Genomic DNA, 23,099 nt, shown 5'->3' on the forward strand with positions numbered 1-23,099 from the left:
TATGGTAGGTCAATTACTAAATTATATGGATTATCATCACTTTCCATATTTTGTAAATAATATTTTTATTAACTTATGGGGGACAAATGGATTATAAAAATAAATTTGATTTAGGTAATAAAACTTCCATTGTTACTGGTGCAGGAGCAGGAATTGGTAAAGAAATAGCAATCGCGTTAGCTCAATTTGGATCCAATATTGTAGTAGCTGACATTAATGCAGATCATGCAAAACAAACTGTAAAAGAACTACAGTCATTTAATATTACATCTTTAGCTATTCCAATCGATGTATCCAAGGAAGAAGAAGTCATTCGGTTGGTAAATAATACAATGGAGCAATTTGGGAAAATTGATATTTTAATAAACAATGCTGGCAAAATGCAAAAATCCAGGTTTGAAGAAATGTCAATTAAGGATTGGAAGAATATCCTTGAAGTAAATTTAGATAGTGTATTTCTAATGTCTAAGTATGTAGGAATTCAAATGATTAAAAGTGGTGGTGGCACCATAGTAAACACTGCCTCCATTTCAAGTTTCATTGCAAATAAAGAACCTCAATGTGCATACAACGTTTCTAAAGCAGGAATCCACATGTTAACTCAATGCCTTGCATCAGAATGGGCAAAGTATAACATAAGGGTTAATTCGATTGCACCAGGATATACAAAAACAACGATGACTAAGGGACTTTTTGAAAACGCAGAAAATGTAAAGGATATAGAAAGTCTTATTCCCCTTGGAAGGGTAGCAGAACCATCTGAAATTGCCAGCCTAGCTGTTTTTTTAGCTTCCGATGCGTCTTCATATACTACAGGTTCAGTTATTCATGCTGATGGAGGCTATTTAGTTTGGTAAAGACTATTAAAATAGTAATGATTGGGGAGCTTTAATTGATAAATCAATACAACGATTCCTTAATTAAAACGGATATTTCTTCTTTGTCCTACGCTTATAGGAAAAAGCAGATTTCACCAACCGAGATTACACGTAAAATAATAGAACGTATATTATCCAAAGATAAAGAATTAAATTCTTATATTACTATTACAGAAAATGAAGCTCTTATACAAGCAAAACAGGCTGAAAAAGAAATAAATTCTGGAAACATGAAAGGACCACTTCATGGTGTTCCTATTGCTTTGAAGGATCTTATCTATACTAAAAACGTAAAAACAACAATGGGGTCAGAAATATATAAAAACTTTATTCCCAGCTACAATGCAACAGTAGTCGAAAAACTGATAAAAGCAGGAGCGGTCATTTTAGGTAAGCTTAATACTCACCAATTTGCTTATGGGACTACAGGAGATCGCTCCTATTTTGGACCAGTAAGAAATGTTCATAATCCAGAGAAAATTTCGGGAGGATCAAGTAGTGGTTCCGGTGCTGCCGTTGCTGCAGATTTATGCTTTGCAGCACTTGGTACGGATACAGGAGGTTCTATAAGAATCCCTTCCTCGTTTAATGGTATTGTTGGACTTAAGCCAACTTTTGGAAGAGTAAGTAAATATGGTGTATTTCCTCTTTGTTGGACTATGGATACTGTTGGACCGATGACTAAAACAGTTCAGGATAATGCAATTTTGCTTAATGTGTTATCTGGATTCGATGTAAATGATCCTTTTTGTGCGGAAAGAGAAACACCAGACTTTACTACATCACTTAATAAAGGATTAAAAGGAATGACCATTGGTGTCCCAAAAACATCATTTTTTGAAGTGGAGAATGATGAAATTAATCAATCTTTTAGTGTGATGTTGGATACCTTACAAAAACTTGGAGGTAAAGTTAAATTCTTGGAAATACCTAATATGGAAGAGTTAATAGAAGCTTTTAGAATTACTTTAAAATGCGAGGCGTTTACGGTCCATAAGGAGAGATTACAAGAGTATCCTGATTTGTGGGATGAGGAAGTTAAAAATCGTCTTTTTACTGGTACGCACATAAATGCTACAGATTATATTACTGCTCAACAAATTAAGCAACAAGCTATTCAGAAATTTCGTAAAGTTTTTTCGGAGATTAATGTTTTGGTCACTCCAACTGTTCCAATTTTACCGAGAAATATTAATGAAAGGGAAATCAAAATAGGGAGTTCAACAGTTCATATTAGTTCGGTACTAAATAAATTTACTGGTCCTTTTAATTTATTGGGCTTGCCAGGTTTATCAATGCCATGCGGAGTTTCTAAGACTGGATTGCCAATCGGTATACAATTAGTAGGTAAATGGTTTGATGAGGCAACAATTTATCAAATAGCATCAGCGTTAGAAGTTAGTACTAAAGAGAACGGAAAACAATTAGGTTAGGAGAAAAAAAGAGTTGTATGAATTTAGTTTAAAGTAAAGGGGGGGCATTATGTTTGATTTTGCAATCATCGGAGGAGGCATTATAGGCCTTTCAACAGGGATGGCTATTTATCAGCGATTTCCAAATGCGAATGTAGTAGTAGTGGAAAAGGAAACTGAGATTGCCCAGCACCAAACCGGCCATAATAGCGGTGTTATTCATTCAGGCATTTATTATAAACCTGGCAGCTTCAAAGCACGCTTTGCAAATCAGGGAAGTCAATCAATGAGAGAATTCTGTCAGAAATACAATATTGAATATGATATTTGCGGTAAAGTAATAGTAGCAACTAAACAAGAAGAACTTCCACTTCTTAACAATTTATATGAACGTGCTTTGGCAAATGGTTTAACAATTAATCGCATTGGAAAAGAGGAATTAAAAGAGATTGAACCTCATGTAAATGGTTATGCAGCGATTCGTGTTCCAATGGCAGGTATCGTTAATTATCGGCAAGTAAGTCAGAAATTTGCGGAAATTATTAAAAATAACGGTGGGGAGATTCGGTTAAATACAAAAGTAGAGAAAATACACGAAGGTTCAGATCGGATTACTATTGAAACTAATCAAGGCACATTGAGTGCCAAAATCCTGATTAACTGCGCTGGATTACACAGTGACCGTATGGCAGCTGCGGCAGGATACATGACAGACATGAAAATAGTCCCGTTTCGTGGTGAATATTATAAATTAAAGCCGGAAAAACGATATCTTGTGAAACATCTAATTTATCCGGTTCCAAATCCTAAATTCCCCTTTTTAGGAGTCCATTTCACCCGTATGATTAATGGCGAAGTTGATGCGGGACCAAATGCAGTATTAAGTTTAAAGAGAGAAGGATATAAAAAAACTGATTTCAATGCTAAGGATCTTGCCGAAATTTTAAGTTATCGTGGATTTTGGAAGCTGGCAGGAAAGTTTTTAAAAGAAGGAATGGAGGAATATGTCCGTTCTTTTAGTAAAAAACAATTTACGAAAAGTCTTCAGGAATTAATACCTGAAATTAAGGAGGATGATTTAATTCCAGCTCCTTCTGGTGTACGTGCTCAAGCTTTAAAATATGATGGAAAAATGGTAGATGATTTTCATATTATTATGGGGGAAAATTCAATTCATGTTTGTAATGCACCATCTCCTGCAGCAACAGCATCAATTGAAATTGGTAAAGAAATAGTAAGACGTATTCCTAAACAAACAAGATTAAAAGAAACTTTAGATGCATTTGATATTTTGGTGTAAAAAACTAGGGAAATTAGGGTCAGTCCCCCGGCGCATTAAAGCTTTAGTAAACAGGGGGACTGACCCCATCTTCTATTAATTGGAGTGATGAAAAATCTTATGGAGGAATAATTATGGATTGTAGAAAGGTAAAAAAAATCTTTAGGGAAGTTTATCCAGGGGACTATATCAGTATCAGAGTTATTAACCACCTTCCAGAAGCTACAAGTATTCATTGGCAGTTGACTTGACATTCCTAATGTGATGGATGGCGTCCTGGATGTGGAACCTTCACCTAGAATTGAACCAGGGTATTATTATGATTATCACTTTAAAATAACGAATCCTCCCGGAACCCATATATATCATTCTCACGTCAAAGTAGCCAAGCAAGATATGCTAGGGTTACTAGGAGGATTTGTAATTCTTCTAGATCCACATGAAAGAAATATTAATAAGGATTATCTACTGTTAATGCAGGAATGGAGTCTCAGTGGTTTAGAAAAAGGGGGAAAAGTAGAACTTGGTCAATATAATCTAAAGCCTTTTAAAATGGACTTTAATATGTTTATCATAAATGGTAAGAGTTTTCCATCTGCCACGCCTATGCCTGTTGAATACGGTGATATTGTGCGATTAAGATTAGGAGCTATACAGATTAACCATCATCCAATGCATATCCACGGACATCAATTTTTAGTTGAAAAAGCTGATGGTAACCCTATAGCTGCTAATGATAGAATTTTAAAAAATACTATACTAGTTGCTGATGGTAAAACTTAGGATGTCTTATTTAAAGCCAATAATCCAGGTATATGGCCTTTTCACTGCCATATTTCTCATCATATTTCTAATAACTTTACGGATGGAGCTGGCGGTATGTTCACCACCATAGTTTACAAATCATGAAGAACTGTAAATTCCCTTAATATCTATAAAAATCTTTACCAAGTTATTCAACATTCGGGCTCTCGTTTATTTAGGAACACGTCATTGTTATTAAAATGGCGAGATTGTCGAAGAGCGTGGTTTGTAATTTGCCCTATCGTTCCAGGCGGAAAAATTGGCTCTTTAGTGTTTGTAAAGCTGTGTAAGAGCCAACCCCATTTGTTTTAAGTATGTCAAAAACAGTTCAATGTAATGGTGTTAATTTCTAGGAATACATAAAGATACGTTTATTGGATCTACCGAATTTTAGATGCAGAAAATAAAGAAAATAAAAAGAAATTCCATAAAAATAAATCTGAGTATACAGATATTTTCGCTGCGCACCGGAAGGTGTGCTATTATTTTATAATTGGGCTTACAAACATCGGAAATATAGAAGAGAATCGGACTCAAAATCACCTTGATCCTGAAAGGGTCAAGTGACTTTATAAAAAGTCTAGGACCAGTTATCGAATAAAAAAACGGCCTAAAAGATTGCCAACTAGGAAAACTAGGATCATGACCAAACTAACCGGAAGACTGGTGAATAACAAATGCCAGTCCATCTGCCCATATACGACTAAAAAATAATATGTAACGAGGCAGTAAGGGATAAGAAGGAGCAATGACGTTATGATGCCAGGTGTGTACCCCCTGAACATAATACTTTGAACAATATGCATGAATGCCTGCAAAACAAATAAATTAAGAATGGCTGTAAATAAAAGAAAACCCTCTCCGTTAGATGAAAAATGGGCTGTCATCACTGAAGTGAATGAGATAATCAGTAAAATCCATGTAGCCGAAACAGCAAGCTGGGCAGCGGTTGAACCTAGTTTTTTCCTCATTCTTAATGTTAGTTCGACAAAGCTAGTTTTCGGATAGTTGTCTTTGTTCGCAGCCATGGAAGATTCAATGGTTATGATCTCTTCTAAGTCATGGAAAATAAAAATGATGGGAAACAGCCAAATTAATGTTTTTAGATCCAAAAATTGGTGGAGCGCCCCTAACACCTTTTGTCTACCTCCTTTTTAGTTGGTAAGATATTTTTCGCCAAGACTACCGTCTGTTGAGGTTTGTTCATTTTATGGGACAGGATATAAAAATATGCCAAAGGTCACTCAAGGGCTCTTTTGAACACACAAATCCTTAACTAAAATCCTTATGTGACTCACCCTTGAGAAGCTGCCCGCCAGCTAATTTTTGATAATGGGCCAGGGAAATCAATGGAAAAACATATTCATAACAATGATAATTGAGATAAAAGGATCCTGCCATGCCCCTTCCTTTTGGGTAGGTCGTCGTCCAATCTTTTTCCTTCTTATTCACTAAAAAAGCTGCACCATATTCAATTTCAGGCGTAACCCCAGTTGCCGCCGCAATGAGTGTATCAAGTGCCCAAGCGGTATGAGTGCGGGTACTTTCGCCCAACGGTACATAGCAATTTTTGATATCACTTTTACAGGATTCTCCCCAACCCCCGTCAGGATTCTGAATTTTCCGCAACCAAGTTAGAGCCTTTTGAATAGCTGGATGATTCGGAGCAACTCCAACCGCTACCATTCCCGTTACAGCCGCCCATGTCCCATAAATATACACGCCCCATCGCCCTACCCAGGAACCATCTGAATTTTGATGACGCAATAGCCAACGAATCCCACGTTTCACCATTGGATGATGATAATCTAAATGGGTATAGTTTCCGAAGAACTCTAAAGTCCTCCCTGTTAAATCAGCCGTCGACGGATCAATTAATAAATCTTTTCCTCCCTCTATTGGCAACAGGTTCAACACTTTTTTGTCTACATTCTTTTCGAATGCCGGCCAACCACCATCCTTGTTTTGCATGGAAATGAGCCAGTTTACTCCACGATCCCATGCTTGCCGGGTTTCCGCTTGCTCTAGGGCCAAAGTACGTATTGCCCGCAGCGCAGCTGTTGTGTCGTCAATATCTGGGTGGATTGTGTTTAAGTCCGCAAACCCCCAGCCCCCCGGTAACATGTTCGGTTCATGGATGGCCCAATCCCCGTATTTGATATGCTGACGGGAGAGAATGTAATGATTAGCTTTTTGAATCGTGTTGGAAGAATAGGGAAGGCCGGATTCTTGCAGCGCGTAACTGATTAAAGTCGTATTCCAGACCGAAGCCGTCGTGTACTGACAGTGAAGTTCACCGTCAATCCGGGAGGTCATTGATTTTAAACCTTGCACGGCACGGGTAATCACAGGATGTGTATTCGAATACCCCCTCGCCAGTAACGCAAAAATCATGAGAGATGTAGCGCTGAAATAATTTAAAAAGGTGCCGTCCGGTTCGATTCGGTCCAGCATATATTTTTCGGCACGATATAATGCCAATTCGCGAAGGTTAACAGGGGATTTCAGCCCCTGAATCCCCTGTTTAATCATTTTGATGATCGAACGGGCCTCTTCAGTTTGATCCTCTGAAAAAAAACGAACCTCTTTATTTTGAAACAAATCGGAGAGATTGGGCGATCGAGGCGTTCTCTTACGAAAATTCGTATTGGCGAGAATCAAAAAAGGGATAATATTCGCTCTTCCGTACACGGAGAGATCAAAAAGATTGATGGGAAAGGAGTCTGGTAAAAGCATCACTTCAATATTTATCGGCAAGTGAGGCCACTCACATTGTCCTGTTAATGCCAACATGATTTTCAAAAACATATGGACCTCCGTGGCCCCTCCGTTGTCCATAATAAACCTTCTTGCTGCCAGGATTTCCGGGTCTTTTCCATCCCGGTAACCAGAATAAAGAAGGGCATAATAAGCTTCCACCGTGGATGTCAGATTTCCTTTTTCCTCATCATGAAACAGCTTCCATGACCCATCTTCCTGCTGTTTTCCAGCGATACGTTTCACCAATTCTTTTATAAACTCTTCATCATTTATCTCCAATGTCCGTAATAAAATAATCATACTGCAGTCCGTTGCGATCCCGGTCTCGAAAGGGTAATGCCAGGCCCCGTCCTCTGATTGGTCCTGGATTAACTGATTAGCGATTCTGTTCATTTCCCTATATACACGATGCCTCATATTACCCATCCTCTCCCGAATATTCATCGTTGTATTCATATTCCGTGAGCAATATGAATATGCATTCCTTTGATGGGAATGACCGAAACACTCAAAATGAATTGTGAAAAGGATGATGCCGTTTTTGCTGAACTCTTTCTCAGAGGTAAAAAAAGAATTAAAAAAAAAGATGAAAAAGAAATCTTCCGGCCATCTGCCTTGCTTATCAGAAAATGATAAACAATATATTCACCTTATAAGAGAACAGACGAGACAACTTAACGAAAACAATGTAACACGGACGCAAGCCTATTTTCAGTTTTATCTTCAGCACCCTGAAATACATTGGGCCCTTCTCGGACATATGGTATCACGAAACGTCGGATGGAACATGACGGATTTAAAAGGGGAATTGCTGACAAAATTACTGCCTGAAAGAGATCAGAAAGGTATTTTTTCCTTTTTGGAACGCGGCAGTTGGTTGATTTTTCAAGATGTGTTCCCTCAATTTTTGGTTTATGATCTGAGTGTGAGGGGTAGGCGAGAAATGTTCCATCTATTACCTTTTTTTCACATCTCCACCTTCATGGAGACGATGTGGCGTTATTTTTGGCACAGTGGGGATAGCTATACATTGGCGATTGCGATGGTAATAAATGAACAAAGCTATTTAGAAAAAAGATTGATTCAAAATAATCATTTCAAAAAAAGCGTGACAGGTACGATCAGCTTTAAAATGTATGATTTTTTGCGCCTCAATAACATTATTTTTCCCTACTGTGCAAGAGAAAAAGGGGAGAAAGCTTCACTTGTCGGCGCCACCTCACGGTATTTCACTTCGCTCCATGAAAGAATTTTATTCGGAAAAAAATTGTATTCCCTTCTATTTCAGCGTGAAAAGATTCTGGCGGGAGTCTTGAAATGGGTGCATGAACACCCTCACACGGGCTCACGGAAAGATTATTGGCCTGATTTGTTTAATGATATCAATGAATCTTTTCCCCGATCCCTTTATAAGCGACGGGTGAAGAATTGCGTATTGAGAAAGGGTGCGGTGAGGCTGTACAGCCCGCCTTTAAAATACGCCTGGCCGAATATCCCTCATGAAGATGCGAAGAGCGATGATTGGTTTGAGGATTGGCATGTTCTGGAATATATTCATAAAGAAGTTAGTTTAGATGGGGAGATTTTAAATAATTATTGCAAAACCCTTGAAACAATTGAACTTGCCGTTATGGCGAAGGAAGCCCTTTTGTTAAGAGAAGAAGAATAATCAATAGCGAAAGGTGCTCCATCCTGAAATATTCCTGAATAATAACTAATATAGTTGAAAAATTGAGTTCCTTGCAAACTATTTCTAAAAATGCTATTATAAAGAAGAATTATTTTTGTTCGGTGTAAAGGATAGGATTAGTAATAACTTTTCGTCTTGATGATCACTGAGAGCAAGGATAGTAATACATTGTGTGTGTTAGCACACTAGGAGGCAACAAACATGGAAAATGGTAAAGTAAAATGGTTTAATGGCGAAAAAGGCTTCGGATTCATCGAACGCGAAGGTGGAGAAGATGTATTCGTTCATTTCTCAGCTATCCAAGGCGAAGGGTACAAAACATTAGAAGAAGGTCAAGAAGTGACTTTTGATGTTGAGCAAGGTCAACGTGGAGCACAAGCAGCTAACGTTCGTAAAGCTTAATTATAATGCCAAACATGGACAGACTCTTTTTTTAGAGTCTGTTTTTTTATTTATCATAATAAAACAAAAAACCCCACTCACTTATGAGCAGGGAACATGAAAACAGTAAATCAAATGGTAAATATAATAGTAACATATAATTTGTAGGATAAAAAGGCTTGGATGTCCAAGCCTAATAAATTCAGCTGATACTTTTTGTATTTAAAGATACATTTGTTGATACTTTTTTATGCAACCATTCATAAATGATTGGAATGATAATAAAGCTGTTAATGGTTGATGTTACCATACCGCCGATTACGACAATTCCAAGTGTTTGTGAAATAACCGTATCTGCATTATGCGAGAATGCAAGTGGCAACAACGTAAGGACTGTTGCAGCTGCTGTCATTAATATAGGTCTAATCCTTGAAAGGCTGCCATTTAATACAGCCTCTTTAACAGGCATTCCTTCTTTTCGGTTTCTTTCGATTTTATCAATTAACACAATACCGTTTGTAACCACGATACCTGTAAGCATTAGAACACCAATTAACGCTGCAAGATTCCATTCTCCGTGGAAAAGAATTAATGATATTACGACACCACTTAAAGCTAGTGGAATGCTTAACAGTACAGCCAAAGGCGCTCTCCATCCTTTGAAGATGGAAGAGGTGATAAGTAACACTAAAAGGATAGAAAATGCAACTGCAACGGACATATCGAAAATCATTTGTTTTACTTGTTCAGAAATTCCTCCTAATGAATAGGTTACATCTTTAGGAAGTTGGATGCTGCTTAGAGCTTTCTCTGCTTGGCTAGACACTTTGCTAATATCATTTGATGTAATCTGTGCTGTAACAAGAGAGAATGGCTGACCATCTCGTTCATTAATGGTAGAAGCAGAAGAATCTTTTGCAATTTTAGCAATTTGGTCAAAACGAACCGTTTCACCATTATTACCTTTTACTGTTTCACCGGCAAGAGAAGCAAGCACATCATCGGCAGTTGCGTTTAACGTAATGCTAGAGTTTGCTCCTGTTGCTATTTGATCTAAATATTGGTCCACAGGAAGTGCTTTATGGTCCACTGTAATCGTTGCATCTTTGGATGAAGACATGTAACGATTAATCACTGCTAGAATGTCGGAAACCTGTACACCTTTGTCTTGAATCGCTTTCTGGTCAAAAGTAACTTTAAACTTAGGTGAACCATTCGTTAAATCAACTTTTCCATCTACACTTAAGTTATCAATCTTTGATAAATTGGTTCTTGCTTCCTGCGCAACTTTATCCAATGTTACTTGGTCTGAACCTGTAAACAGGATCCGCATTTGTGAATCATCACCAGATATGTTCTGGCTGGTTACAGTATATATAACGTTTTTAGATAATGTCGGTAGCTGTTGTTGTAATTGCTTGATGACAGAATCGGCATCCTTGTCGTTTTTCAATACAACAGAAAGGTTTGCGACGTTTGGATAGGTGATAAAACCTCCACCTTGGTCAAATACGTCATCACTTTGTGGCATCATCGTCGAACCGAAATTGGCTGAATAAGCATCCACCTTTGGATTATCTTTTAAGGCTTTTTCGATTTTTTGGACTTCAGAATCTACTTGAATTAACGTACTTCCTTTAGGTAATTCTGCTTTAACGGCAATTTGTCCGATTTTCCCACTAGGTAATAAGCTTACGGGAAGAAAAGCAGAATAGATACCAGCAGCTAAAAAGACTAATATAGAAACAATAATCATCGCTTTTTTATGTTCAAAAGCAGATTGAAGAATTGGTTTCATTTTTGCATCGAGTGTGACCGTTTGTTTTTGTCCGGTTCCACCTTTCCATCCCATAAAAGCAAGAGCAGGGATGACCAGCATAGCAACTAAGAAAGAAATAATGAGTGCAATCACAACAGACCAAGCAAATCCGCTATATGAAGCACTGATGACTCCACCGACAAATGCGATAGGAATATAAACAGCAATGGTCGTTAACGTAGAACCTAATATGGCAGGAATCATTTCAACAACAGATGACGCAAGAACTGAAAGCTTAGATTGTTCCTTCGATTCTTCCCTCTTACGATACATGTTGTCCAAGATTACTATGGAATCATCCACAATTCGGCCCATGGCAACAATTAAACCAGAAACGGTTAAAATGTTTAATGTGATACCCATTGATTTTAGAAAGGCAGTAGTTGCTAGTAATGAAATTGGTAATGAAATAGCAATTATTAATGTGCTTCTTACATTTCGGAAGAAGAAGAACACACAAATCATAGAGAATAAACAACCAAGTAATCCTTCACGAACTAATCCGAAAAGTGAGCTATTTAATTCCTTCTCCCGGTCAAGTAAAACTTTAAATGAAACATCTTTCGGATTAACAGTGTCCAAGTGAAGGTGTGCAACACGATCTTTTACTTGGTCAGCAACATCTGTAATATTGGCGGAAGGTGTCTTGATCACATTTAACGTAACACTTGGTGCTCCGTCTGTTCTGGAAACTGTTTTCAGGTCATTTAAGGAATGAGTGATTGTCCCAAAAGCGGAAACCGGAATCGCATTTCCTTCTTTATTCTTAATCGTTGCGTTTTCCATTTGCTGTTCAGTTAATTTCAAACCATCAAAAGATACAGGTATTGATAACTGATTGTTTACAATGTTCCCTTGGGGCATGGAAGGAACAGCTAAGGCAAATGATTTATTTACATCATCCAATGTTAATCCGTTTTTCACCAGGTCTTTCATTCGGATTGTTAAAACATATCCATCCTTTGCTCCACCGATTACGGATACGTCCGAGACACCTGGCACTGATTTTAATTGTTTCACAATTTCTTGTGTGGCAGTTGAACGTAATGTTTGTTCATCCAATTTTGAACTGGTAATACTATAAGTCAAAATTGGGAAAGAACTAGTTGTTAAACGAGTTACTGAAGGAGTAGTAGTAATTGTCTGCGGAAGATCCGCATTTGCTAATGCCTTGTTTACTTGATCCTCCGCTTGTTTCATGTCTGTATTCATCGGAAAATACAAACTCATAAACAATCCACCATCATAAGAAGTGGTTTCAACATTCGATAAACCATCTACTGTCTTGACGGCACTTGCTAGATTATCCGTCACTTGCTGTTTTACCTGTGCTGCTTGATAACCAGGCACTCTCATACTAACGGAAAGGGTCGTATTGTTAATCCCAGGCAAATAATCTCTTTGCATCTGGTAAGCAGAAATACCTCCCCAAGCCAATATAATGACAACACACACAATCATGAGAATTGCTCTTTGCATGGTCGCCTCTACTAATCTTTTCATGGTTACCTCCTCAAATGATACAGCTAACAAAATTGAGCAAATTGAGTATATAAAACGAACCTGTACGTTGTCTGAATGAAAGATTAATATTTCATTAAATTGGAAAGTGAAAATTAATTTTAATAAATCAGGATAAATAAAATGATTTCAACAATGGAGGAAACCTTTCCATCCTTTTAACAGATACATAATGTTCCCAGGCTTTTGATAACAGCAATATAATCCCTTCTAAAAATGGTTATATTTAGAGGAATTATTGCCTTCATTATAGAAATGACAACATTGGGTATTGAACGATTGGATAGCGGGAGGGGGGACGAGATGGATGAAAAAAACTTCAAATTTTTTAATGATAATTGTTTTATTAGTGCTTACATCATGCGGGGGCCCTTTTACATCCACTACTTCGATGTTAACTGTTATTGAAAAAGGGCATTCAAGCGACTATAAAGAATATTGGATTAAAGCATATGACCCGAATAATCAAACGAAGGAACAAGCTTTTAAAATTGTAGTTCAAGAAGAGATGGTTTGGAATTTAATTGAGGAGAACAGAGAGTATTTTTCCTCGTATACAAAAGAGGGGGATAAACCTTGGATTTTAGAACAAATTGACCGTACTGAGAATGATAAAGAATAAATCATTTGAGAATGCTTTGCTTCCAACAAACGGGGGCGTTAATTAAAGTTTATGATTGCTACGGTAGCCATTTCTTGCTGAAGCAACGAGGCAGGATAGTTTTATAAAAAATCAACAAGGAAAAAATGTGACTGTCGAAAAATCTTTTGGGGGGATAATGGTGGATTGTAGAAAGGTAAAAAAAATCTTTAGAGTTGTAGGCCTAAAAGGCAGTGGAGCTTTTGTGAACTTTGGTAAAGAAATTCCAAAACAGGCTCAGCAATTTCTAACTCGTTTAGATGAAATTGAAAATCATTCGGGTACTGAAATTGCTCTTTTTGAACCGAAAAGAGATGCTAACCATCTGGAAGGTCACTATTATGTAGGAGTAATTGTTAATGAGACTCTAAAAGAAGTTCCAGTCGGAATGGATTATATCGAAACTACTCAAGCTTATGTCACGACAAGGGGGAAAATGATTAATATCGATACCCTACATAAACATTTATTAAAATGGGCTGATCATCAAGATTATAAAAGAGATTTTGAATCTTATATTGTTGAGACCTATCATCCACTGGAAAATGGTGATGAGGAAGTAGAGATTTATATACCAATCCATATTTAAAATCCAGTTCATTACCCTAAAAACTACAAACTAATCTTTTTCAACCAACAGTTACGATGCTTAAAGAACTAGGGTCGCATATATTAACGGGTGAAGGTTAATTGAAGATAAAACCAGCTTACATTTTATTGCCTTTTTATATTTAGACATGAAGACCCTGCTCAATAGTCAAAAAAAAAGGAGGGCATGACGGGATTATGGTTAGTATCTGTATTAACAGTTCTAAACCATCTTCATTTTTTGTGGTGCTGCTGTCCTAAAAAATCAGGTTCCTTGCAAACTATTTCTAAAAATGCTATTATAAAGAAGAATTATTTTTGTTCGGTGTAAAGGATAGTATTAGTAATAACTTTTCGTCTTGACGATCACTGAGAGCAAGGATAGTAATACAATGTGTGTGTTAGCACACTAGGAGGCAACAAACATGGAAAAAGGTAAAGTAAAATGGTTTAATGGCGAAAAAGGCTTCGGATTCATCGAACGCGAAGGTGGAGAAGATGTATTCGTTCATTTCTCAGCGATCCAAGGCGAAGGGTACAAAACATTAGAAGAAGGTCAAGAAGTGACTTTTGATGTTGAGCAAGGTCAACGTGGAGCACAAGCAGCTAACGTTCGTAAAGCTTAATTATAATGCCAAATATGGACAGGCTCTTTTTTAGAGTCTGCTTTTTTTATTTATCATAAAAAACAAAAAACCCCACTCACTTAAGAGCAGGGACCATGAAAACAGTAAATAAAATGGTGAACATAATTGTAACATATAATTTGTAGAAATCATACCTTTCCATCACCTAAACTTCAAAGTATCTGCTAAAAATAGAATCTATCGAAAGAAGAGATTAACTAAAATGAAAAGGTAGCTTTAGTTGAACAGCAGGGGTTGCTAATTCATCTTTTTCTTATTCCACATACAGAGTAGTTTGGTTAGTAATTTTGCTAGCTATTTAATGTATGGTAAAACATTGTTCATAAGATGTTCATAAAAGTTCGGTAATATTAATTTTGCAAACTAGGACAATTTGCAATTCCCCCCTATGAAAAGATTCAGCATAATGCTGAATCTTTTTCCATATATAAACTGTATCTTTCCGATATGAAAATAACGGGCTTACTGCAAATGCAATACATATAAAAACAAACAGCTACTCACATAATAGTCATCATTAGTTCATAATAAAAATCAAAAAAATGGATTAGATTTTTTCTAAGCCATTTTTTAAACTTTTTCTCATTTTATATCGTTATTATGGTAACTTTTCAATTATTGTTCATGTGTCCAAGTAATTGACTCACCAGTCTTTGGACAATTTGGGAACTTGTCTCCTTGTTGAAGAACTACATGTTCCCCATGTTTATCTATATAATTTCCAGATTCTAAAACAGTTTCACCTGTTAGATGAGTGTGGCTTGCATGGGTCCAGGTTGTTGCCTTTCCTGTAACAGGGCAATTTGGAAATGTTGCGCCTTGACGAAGTTCCTTCTTTGTTCCACCTGAATCTATATATTGTCCAGATTCAATTACCGTTTCTCCAGTAAGGTGAAGATCAGAGAAGTTAGCCATATTGATTCCTCCTTGTTAATTCATTCTACAATAGTTATTTTTTCACTAACTAATAGAAATATACTTTCCATAATGGTGGTCAGACTTTATTTATTTTCCTATATTCATCACAATTTGGTCATTAATGTTGGTGTTTGTGTTCGTGTTGAGTTGTAGAACAAATTACTGATTTATCATGAAAAAAAGGTGTCTTTTAGTGAAAAAGATTCATTAAAACCAATGATTATTGGGACGTGGAAGGGAGGGGGGAAGGATTAGAATCAGAACTGAAGTTCAGTTGTTATCAACTGATATTTCTCGTTATCCAATACAAGAGAACATGTATTTAATACATTATTTCTATTAACAATTAGGGTTCCTTGCAAATAATTTCAAAAAATGCTATTTTAAAGAAGAATTATTTTTGTTCGGTGTAAAGGATAGTATTAGTAATAACTTTTCGTCTTGATGATCACTGAGAGCAAGGATAGTAATACATTGTGTGTGCTTAGCACACTAGGAGGCGACAAACATGGAAAAAGGTAAAGTAAAATGGTTTAATGGCGAAAAAGGCTTTGGATTCATCGAACGTGATGGTGGAGAAGATGTATTCGTTCATTTCTCAGCTATCCAAGGCGAAGGGTACAAAACATTAGAAGAAGGTCAAGAAGTGACTTTTGATGTTGAGCAAGGTCAACGTGGAGCACAAGCAGCTAACGTTCGTAAAGCTTAATTATAATGCCAAACATGGACAGACTCTTTTTAGAGTCTGTTATTTATTTTTCTAAGAAAAACAAATAACCCCACTCACTTATGAGCAGGGTACTTGAAAACGGTAAATCAAATGGTAAACCAAGTGTAGCATATAAATTGTGAATCACCTAATTTTCTTGTATTTTTTTTAGAGGAAAACTCTGTGGGCAACATAGAAACAGACTGAAACAATTAAATGTGCTATGATTGTAGGATCACTTTTTCTGAATGTGTTAGCGAAGCAGGTTAATAAAAAAGGAAATTTCGTGTATCAAAGAGGTTGCTCAACCTAGAAAAATATTGGGGTGATGATTTGAGTAAAGCTAAGAGTAAAGGCGGAACAGGCAGAGGTACAGGCAAGAAGGGATGGAATCGTTGGCAAGCTAGTGCCAACAAATCAAAGAGTGCCAAACCTTATATAAGTAAAGGGACAAAAAAAACGGACGGTGAAAATGACCGCCAGCCATAGTGATGACTTCATCTTGTATTAATCCTCTGTCACTACAAAAATTAATTGATGGAGCCAAGTCCGGTTACCAATAGGTTATGGAAGTAGTCAGAAGTAAATATCCTAAAGGTATATTGGATATTCTCTTTTCTATATAAAAAGAGACCATTGTTCAATTGAATGGTTACAGGTAGAAAGAAAAATTTAAAAGTGAGTAGGCGTAAAACATGATTGAGGTAAAAAAATCTCCACTAAGTGATGGAGAATTCAATAGAGGGGTATTTGCTACCTGTGATATCAAAAAAGGAGAGCTTTTACACGAAGCACCTGTCATTTCTTATCCAAACGACCAGCATCGATATATTGAGCAAACCTTACTCGCTGATTACACTTTCGAGTATGGAAAAAATCATTCTGCAATCCTTCTTGGTTATGGAATATTGTTTAACCATTCGTATGAACCTAATGCAATTTATGAGATTAATTTTAAAAAGGAAACCTTTGACTTCTATGCTCACACAGATATAAAAGCAGGAGAAGAGATTCTAATCAATTACAATGGCGATGTTGATAACAAAGATCCATTGTGGTTTTAATCAGGAATGAAAAGGAAAGCAAAATATTCAAAATAGGGTTGTTGTTTAATGAACAACACAGGGATTCAGCAGTGCTGGATTGTTTCTAGTACTTCTCTTTATATTATCAAAATTAGTCTTATATCCTACAATCCCGGAATAATTTTAAAAAATAATAGCGATTGATCCAAATAAAGTAACTAACATTTTCTTTAACTCCCCTTAATATATATGAACCGATCGTTAACGAAAGGGGTAAGTTAAATGAATCGGTCCAATTTACGTATTATTGATCTTAGTGTACCGCTGGATAACGCAGCGAAAGAGCCTTTTCCTCCTAGGATTGAATATGAAACGCATGAACAAGGGGCCTTACAGGCGGCGAAAGTTTTAGGCTTAAAACCAAGTGATTTTCCAGATCGCGCAGCATGGGCCGTTGAAACGGTTACGCTGACAACACATACGGGTACCCATATTGATGCACCCTGGCATTATGCCAATACCACCGCAGGCAAACCCTCAAGAACAATTGATACCTTGCCGCTTGAATGGTTTTACGGGAATGGAGTTCTTTTCGACTTCAGTAATCAACCTCCAGGCTACGAAATTCAGGTGGAAGACTTTGAAAAACAGTTGAATGAAATGGACTATGAGTTACAGCCTTATGATATTGTCTTGGTCCGAACGGATGCCGACAAAAAATACTATCAAGAAAATTATGCTGCTATTCATGCCGGTGTTTCAGCGGAGGCAACGAGATGGTTAATCCAAAAGGGGATTAAGGTAATGGGGACAGACGGATGGGGCTGGGATATCCCGTTGTACAACCAGGCTGAGGACTATAAGAAAAATCCACGTGATGGTGTCCTGTGGGCGGCCCATTATGTAGGAAAAGAAGCAGAGTATTGTCAGATAGAAAAGCTGGCAAACCTTGACCTGCTGCCAAAAAGATTTGGTTTTAAAGTCGCCGTGTTTCCGATAAAAATTAAAGGTGCAAGCGCCGGCTGGGCAAGACCAGTCGCTATTTTTGAGTAAAAAATTTGATGGTTTAATAAGCCAATAACTTGTTGAAAAAAGTAAAAAATGGCGGTTTCTGTGGGTATTGAATATCCACAAATAAACCGCCTATTATTTTGATGAAAAATATTCATGATTAAATGGAGAAAATTTTAATTGTATGTTTGCTCTACGTATTTTTTAAAATTATTTAAAATCGCCTGCCACCCTTGTTGTTGTAACTCAATTGAATTCGTAGTCTCAGCATCAAAAGTTTCAATTACTTCTGTTTCGTTTCCTCGGTCGTTAAAAGTGATTTTCACTTTTCTTCCATCCGCCATTGTATAAGAAATTAACTTATGTAGTTTTATTTCATCATAAACTCCTTCAAAATCGAAACCAAAACTACCATCTTTGGCTTCCATTCTTGAAATGAACTTCCCGCCCTCTCTTAAATCATTTTCAGCAAAAGGGGAGTGCCATTCATCTGAAGCAAAGTTCCATTTTGTCATATGAGTGGGTTCTGTCCAGTATTCCCATACTTTTTCAACAGGTGCTTGAACAGTTGTTTCTACTGTAATTTCTTTAAATATTTCCATTAATCTGCCTCCTTGTAAAAATAAACATTTTAAACAATTTGTTTCCAAACGTTACCAAGATATATTATAATGTGTTTCGAAAAGAAAATCTATTCTGAAAAAGTATGGGATAGGTAACTAAAGAAACATTAGAAAACCTATTCTTTAGACCTGTAAAATTTGAGTTGTAGCTAATTACACTAAACTTTCAGTTTAATGGAACTTGCGGTTATGATTTTTGGTTACATGAGGTTAGAGATTAGGGGGGAGTCAATGAAAAGAATAAAAGGGTTAGTGTATAGTACTATTGTAATTTTAATTGTAGTAGGGTGGTTTACAATTCAAAAAATCACAGATGACACTTATGAAGGGATGTCCATTATTCCTGAACAAACCAAGGATGTCCCTTTATTTAAAGGCTTGAAACCAACAGAACATAAATATGTAATGGAAGGAAATCACTGGAAGGATATTTACAATTTTTATTCTATGGAACTTCCGAAGTATGGTTGGAAACTTGATTATGAACAAAAATCATCAAATGAAGATGTAAATGGTTTTATATCCGGATGGCGAAAAAACGGATTAGAATGGGAGTTATATATTTCGGCAGACTATTTTAAAATGACTAACCGAACTGAAGTTATTTTTGATAAAACTTCTATTGGGCATGCAACAACTTGGATTTATAAAGTTCCAACAAGTATCTGTATCTACCAAAGTTCTTCTGAGGAACGTTGTTCTGTAATAAAAGACAGAACCAAAATAAAAGGAATTGTTCGTTTTATCAATGACGCTATTGATTGGGATAAGGAAGTTTTTCCTCGTGAAAAAACAAGTATTATTGACACTGGGGATATACAAATTAATGTGTTGCATGAAGACGAAAAAGAAATTTATCTTCAATCGGAAAAGGGTACAAAAATAGCAAAACCTGAACAAGAATTCTTTAAACTTTTGAATCTTAAATGATATATTTCTTCTTCGACTAAGATTGTGAAGAAGAGTTAGTAGACTATCCAGACTTAATACTTTTTGTATCATTTAAAAATGCAATTCAAAAATATACTTCCAAAAAGAGTGAGAATAGATCCTATAAATACTTTGTGAACGAATGTACTTAAAAAAGGGATTAGTTGAAAGATCAGATTCCTTGCAAACTTTTTCTAAAAATGCTATTATAAAGAAGAATTATTTTTGTTCGGTGTAAAGGATAGTATAAGTAAAAACTTTTCGTCTTGATGATCACTGAGAGCAAGGATAGTAATACATTGTGTGTGATAGCACACTAGGAGGCAACAAACATGGAAAAAGGTAAAGTAAAATGGTTTAATGGCGAAAAAGGCTTCGGATTCATCGAACGTGAAGGTGGAGAAGATGTATTCGTTCATTTCTCAGCTATCCAAGGCGAAGGGTACAAATCATTAGAAGAAGGTCAAGAAGTGACTTTTGATGTTGAGCAAGGTCAACGTGGTGCACAAGCAGCTAACGTTCGTAAAGCTTAATTATAATGCAAACATGAACAGACTCTTTTTTTAGAGTCTGTTTTTTTATTTATCAAAAAAAAATAAAAAACCCCACTCACTTATGAGCAGGGAAAATGAAAACAGTAAATCAAATGGTAAATACAATAGTAACATATAATTTGTAGGATTCATAATTTTATCACCTAAACTTAAAGAATCTGCTAAATATAGATAACAAAATAGTGATAAATCTGAGATTATTGAATTAAATTAAAAGATGCTTTGTTTAAAATAACGGGCAAAGCCTTTTTCTTATTTAAGAAACAGAGCAGGAAAAATCAATAAGAGTAACTTGAAACGTTATAGGGGAGGCGGAATGATGGGAAACCATCAATTCCGTGCGGAGCAGGAGAAAAGCTGGAGATACTATCAATGTCATACCTATTTCCAACATATACGGAACAAGGTTTTGCGTCCTTTTTCCTTTTAGGGCTATATAGTCAAATAAATAAATCCCAACTTCTTAATTATGACACTGAGAAATTGGGATTTTAAATACTGAAATATCCCTAATGCTGTAAATCTGCGTTTTGCTGGAGATACCCCGTTAACAGTTTAGTGAAGTTTTGAGCAGTTTTTGATAGATAATGATTCTTCAGCCATATTAAGCCAGTATTTGCAGATATCTCTGTATCTGTAATTTTGAAAGCCTGGATATTGTAGTTTTTGTATTGCTTAATGACGGTTTCTGGAACAATTGCATCTCCTAATTGACAAGCGACTAAATCTAATAAAAGGGAGATATCAGAGCACTCGGCAATAATGTTCGGATGTAGTTGAGCTTTCGAAAATGCTTCCATAATCATATAATAAACTCCCAATCCTTCTGTACTCGGTAAAATCAAAGGGTGGTTTTGAATGTCAGCAAGCATAACCTGATCATTAAAAAGCTGCTTTTTATTGGAAGTAATAAAGTAAAAAGGTTCTGTATATAGATGGATAGTTGAAAAATCATCTAATCCGAGCGGTAATCGTATAATCGCCAGCTCAACAATCCGGTCTCTCACTAATTGGCAAAGATGAGATGACTCATTTTGATGAATTTTATAGGTAACCTTAGGATATTTTTTGTGATATTGGTGAAGCAACTCAGGTAAACCGACTACCGAAAAAGTATTGATACCTATCGTCAGTCTTCCGCTTCCCCCGTTTCCGACTTCCTTTACCTCCATTCTGGCTTCTTCCATTAACTGAGTCATTTGCAGAGCATACTTATATAAGGCTTTTCCTGCTTCCGTCACTCCTAAATATTTCCCATTTCTCTCTATTAATTTCGTTCCTAATTCATCTTCCATAGTTTTCAATTGCTGGCTTAGCGGTGGCTGGGAAATATGAAGCCTTTCAGCCGCAGCAGAAATTTTTCTTTCTTCTACAATTGCTATGAAATATCGCAGTTGTCTAATGTCCATTAGCGGAAAAACCCCCTTACTATATGAAAAACCTAAGTAAAATTAATTTTTTTTATATTTTTCATATATTACGTAATAAGATATCATAATTTTAGCTGAAAAGAAATTTCTCGTAACGGTTTGAAACCGCGATGCATTTTTAAGAAAAATCATATTTCATATTTAATTTCTCAAGGAGTGTTTTTAAATGAGTCATGAAGAATATATGAAATTGGCAATCGAGTTAGCTTACGACAATACCAAAAATAAAAATGGAAAACCATTTGGTGCGGTGATTGTAAAAGATGGTGAGATTGTTGCGAAGGGAGTAAATGATGTTCTCAAAACACACGATCCCACTGCGCATGCTGAACTTCTAGCTATCCGTCAGGCTTGTCGCACTCTTGGTACACCTGATCTGTCCGACTGTGAACTATACGCAAGCGGAGAGCCGTGTCCGATGTGTTTAAGCGCCATTTACTGGGCGAACCTTAAACATGTGTATTTTTCCTATACTGCACAAGAGGAAGAAGAAATTGGATTAGGAACGAAATACGTTTATCAGGAAATAGCTCTTCCAATTGAACAACGAGACATTAAATTAATAAAGCTGGATAAATATCCTAATGAGAAAAATCCTTTTGCTCTTTGGGAAGAAAAGAATAAATAACATATTTAACGAGACACGTTTTCCGAGAGAAAAGGATGCAAAATAAAAAAATTCCACTCCTCATGGAAAAAGAGCTAAGCATCAACAATATTTGAATAGAGGCGAATATTTTATGTGGAAGTGGATGATGGCATTTATCGGATGTATTCTCTTGCTTCAAGGTTGTTTTTCAAACATTGAAGGCGAACCAAAAAAACAGGAAAAGGAGAAGGAAATCATGAGTGAAGGCATAAATAAACAGTTGCTTCAAGCAGCGGAACATAGTGATGCAGACACCATAAGCAAACTTATTAAGAAGGGGGCCAATATCAACGCACAGGATTCAAAAGGAAGGACTGCCACTATGATTGCGACCTATAACAATGATGTAGAAACCGCAAAAGTACTGATCAAGGCAGGGGCGGATGTGAACATTAGGGATGATATGAAAAACAATCCCTTCCTCTATGCTGGTGCAGAAGGATATATAAATATTCTAAAACTTACGATTGAAGCTGGGGCAGACCCGGCGATTACAAACCGCTATGGAGGTACTGCTTTAATCCCTGCCTCAGAACATGGTTATGTGGACGTAGTAAAAGAACTTATCACGCATACGGATATTGATGTGAATCATGTCAATAATCTTGGCTGGACAGCATTATTAGAAGCGATTATTTTGAATAATGGAGACGATAAGCAGCAGCAAACGGTGCAATTGCTGATAGAGCATGGGGCGGATGTGAACATTCCAGACAATAATAAGGTGACTCCTTTACAGCATGCTCGTAAAAAAGGCTTTAAAGAGATTGAAAAAATTTTATTAAAAGCAGGGGCAAAATAGCCAGTATGTATAAAATTCCAACGGAGATA

At 36.5% G+C, this 23,099-nt stretch carries 22 protein-coding genes and 1 pseudogene; 17 read left to right on the forward strand and 6 right to left on the reverse strand.

From position 1 onward, the window contains the following. Positions 1-86: 86 nt before the first annotated feature. The 4 genes and pseudogenes from IE222_RS11950 (at position 87) to IE222_RS11965 (ending at position 4,478) form a co-directional block, all read left to right on the forward strand. A complete protein-coding gene (locus IE222_RS11950; protein WP_191273056.1) occupies positions 87-857 on the forward strand; it encodes an SDR family NAD(P)-dependent oxidoreductase in 771 nt (256 codons plus the stop codon). A gap of 35 nt (positions 858-892) precedes the next feature. Next, positions 893-2,311 carry an amidase gene (locus tag IE222_RS11955; protein ID WP_191273058.1) on the forward strand — a complete coding sequence of 473 codons (1,419 nt, stop codon included), beginning with the start codon at positions 893-895 and terminating at the stop codon, positions 2,309-2,311. A 49-nt stretch (positions 2,312-2,360) separates the two neighbouring features. Beyond that, positions 2,361-3,590 carry an L-2-hydroxyglutarate dehydrogenase gene (lhgD, locus tag IE222_RS11960; RefSeq protein ID WP_191273060.1) on the forward strand — a complete coding sequence of 410 codons (1,230 nt, stop codon included), beginning with the start codon at positions 2,361-2,363 and terminating at the stop codon, positions 3,588-3,590. Between the two features lie 261 nt (positions 3,591-3,851). Continuing rightward, positions 3,852-4,478, forward strand: a pseudogene (locus IE222_RS11965) (multicopper oxidase domain-containing protein). A 485-nt stretch (positions 4,479-4,963) separates the two neighbouring features. On the opposite strand, the gene IE222_RS11970 reads toward IE222_RS11965, so the two are convergent. Then, positions 4,964-5,509 carry an HXXEE domain-containing protein gene (locus tag IE222_RS11970; RefSeq protein WP_191273062.1) on the reverse strand — a complete coding sequence of 182 codons (546 nt, stop codon included), beginning with the start codon at positions 5,507-5,509 and terminating at the stop codon, positions 4,964-4,966. A 136-nt stretch (positions 5,510-5,645) separates the two neighbouring features. After that, the gene (shc, locus tag IE222_RS11975; RefSeq protein WP_191273063.1) at positions 5,646-7,550 is read right to left on the reverse strand and encodes a squalene--hopene cyclase; all 1,905 of its coding nucleotides are present in this window, start codon (positions 7,548-7,550) and stop codon (positions 5,646-5,648) included. 115 nt (positions 7,551-7,665) lie between these two features. Here shc and IE222_RS11980 point away from each other — a divergent pair, with 115 nt between their 5' ends. Both IE222_RS11980 and IE222_RS11985 read left to right on the forward strand, forming a co-directional pair. After that, positions 7,666-8,802, forward strand: coding sequence for a DUF2515 family protein (locus tag IE222_RS11980; RefSeq protein ID WP_191273065.1), 1,137 nt, complete (start codon positions 7,666-7,668; stop codon positions 8,800-8,802). A gap of 222 nt (positions 8,803-9,024) precedes the next feature. Beyond that, on the forward strand, positions 9,025-9,225 hold the full coding sequence (locus IE222_RS11985) for a cold-shock protein (protein ID WP_191273067.1): 201 nt from the start codon (positions 9,025-9,027) through the stop codon (positions 9,223-9,225). 181 nt (positions 9,226-9,406) lie between these two features. Here the strand turns inward: IE222_RS11985 and IE222_RS11990 are convergent, their stop codons facing one another. Then, positions 9,407-12,526, reverse strand: a complete 3,120-nt coding sequence (locus IE222_RS11990; protein WP_191273069.1) for an efflux RND transporter permease subunit — start codon at positions 12,524-12,526, stop codon at positions 9,407-9,409. A gap of 325 nt (positions 12,527-12,851) precedes the next feature. Between IE222_RS11990 and IE222_RS11995 the strand changes: the two genes are divergently transcribed. From IE222_RS11995 to IE222_RS12005, 3 genes are all read left to right on the forward strand, one after another. Beyond that, positions 12,852-13,166: a hypothetical protein gene (locus IE222_RS11995; protein ID WP_191273071.1), complete on the forward strand. Its 315-nt coding sequence runs from the start codon at positions 12,852-12,854 to the stop codon at positions 13,164-13,166. Positions 13,167-13,323: 157 nt separating this feature from the next. Then, positions 13,324-13,773, forward strand: a complete 450-nt coding sequence (locus IE222_RS12000; RefSeq protein WP_223282670.1) for a GyrI-like domain-containing protein — start codon at positions 13,324-13,326, stop codon at positions 13,771-13,773. 424 nt (positions 13,774-14,197) lie between these two features. After that, positions 14,198-14,398, forward strand: a complete 201-nt coding sequence (locus IE222_RS12005; RefSeq protein ID WP_027322326.1) for a cold-shock protein — start codon at positions 14,198-14,200, stop codon at positions 14,396-14,398. A 636-nt stretch (positions 14,399-15,034) separates the two neighbouring features. Here IE222_RS12005 and IE222_RS12010 read toward each other — a convergent pair. Beyond that, positions 15,035-15,334, reverse strand: a complete 300-nt coding sequence (locus IE222_RS12010; protein WP_191273075.1) for a hypothetical protein — start codon at positions 15,332-15,334, stop codon at positions 15,035-15,037. Between the two features lie 511 nt (positions 15,335-15,845). Between IE222_RS12010 and IE222_RS12015 the strand changes: the two genes are divergently transcribed. From IE222_RS12015 to IE222_RS12030, 4 genes are all read left to right on the forward strand, one after another. Next, positions 15,846-16,046 carry a cold-shock protein gene (locus IE222_RS12015; protein ID WP_191273077.1) on the forward strand — a complete coding sequence of 67 codons (201 nt, stop codon included), beginning with the start codon at positions 15,846-15,848 and terminating at the stop codon, positions 16,044-16,046. A gap of 333 nt (positions 16,047-16,379) precedes the next feature. Then, positions 16,380-16,535 carry a DUF3934 family protein gene (locus IE222_RS12020; RefSeq protein WP_191273079.1) on the forward strand — a complete coding sequence of 52 codons (156 nt, stop codon included), beginning with the start codon at positions 16,380-16,382 and terminating at the stop codon, positions 16,533-16,535. 206 nt (positions 16,536-16,741) lie between these two features. Beyond that, positions 16,742-17,110, forward strand: coding sequence for an SET domain-containing protein (locus IE222_RS12025; RefSeq protein ID WP_191273081.1), 369 nt, complete (start codon positions 16,742-16,744; stop codon positions 17,108-17,110). 243 nt (positions 17,111-17,353) lie between these two features. Next, entirely contained in the window at positions 17,354-18,124 is a 771-nt protein-coding gene (locus tag IE222_RS12030; protein ID WP_191273083.1) for a cyclase family protein, read from the forward strand. A 134-nt stretch (positions 18,125-18,258) separates the two neighbouring features. On the opposite strand, the gene IE222_RS12035 is transcribed toward IE222_RS12030, so the two are convergent. After that, positions 18,259-18,684 (reverse strand): SRPBCC family protein, encoded by a 426-nt coding sequence (locus IE222_RS12035; RefSeq protein ID WP_191273085.1) that lies wholly within the window; start codon positions 18,682-18,684, stop codon positions 18,259-18,261. Between the two features lie 252 nt (positions 18,685-18,936). Here IE222_RS12035 and IE222_RS12040 point away from each other — a divergent pair, with 252 nt between their 5' ends. Next, positions 18,937-19,635, forward strand: coding sequence for a hypothetical protein (locus IE222_RS12040; protein ID WP_191273087.1), 699 nt, complete (start codon positions 18,937-18,939; stop codon positions 19,633-19,635). 332 nt (positions 19,636-19,967) lie between these two features. Further along, positions 19,968-20,168 (forward strand): cold-shock protein, encoded by a 201-nt coding sequence (locus tag IE222_RS12045; protein WP_066399688.1) that lies wholly within the window; start codon positions 19,968-19,970, stop codon positions 20,166-20,168. Between the two features lie 530 nt (positions 20,169-20,698). On the opposite strand, the gene IE222_RS12050 is transcribed toward IE222_RS12045, so the two are convergent. After that, on the reverse strand, positions 20,699-21,598 hold the full coding sequence (locus IE222_RS12050; protein WP_191273089.1) for a LysR family transcriptional regulator: 900 nt from the start codon (positions 21,596-21,598) through the stop codon (positions 20,699-20,701). A 187-nt stretch (positions 21,599-21,785) separates the two neighbouring features. On the opposite strand from IE222_RS12050, the gene IE222_RS12055 reads away from it, so the two are divergent. After that, on the forward strand, positions 21,786-22,247 hold the full coding sequence (locus tag IE222_RS12055) for a nucleoside deaminase (RefSeq protein WP_191273091.1): 462 nt from the start codon (positions 21,786-21,788) through the stop codon (positions 22,245-22,247). Positions 22,248-22,359: 112 nt separating this feature from the next. Further along, on the forward strand, positions 22,360-23,070 hold the full coding sequence (locus IE222_RS12060) for an ankyrin repeat domain-containing protein (protein ID WP_191273093.1): 711 nt from the start codon (positions 22,360-22,362) through the stop codon (positions 23,068-23,070). Positions 23,071-23,099 lie beyond the last annotated feature (29 nt).

Origin of the sequence: Neobacillus kokaensis, assembly GCF_014656545.1 — a bacterium.
GTDB classification, from domain to species: domain Bacteria; phylum Bacillota; class Bacilli; order Bacillales; family Cytobacillaceae; genus Neobacillus; species Neobacillus kokaensis.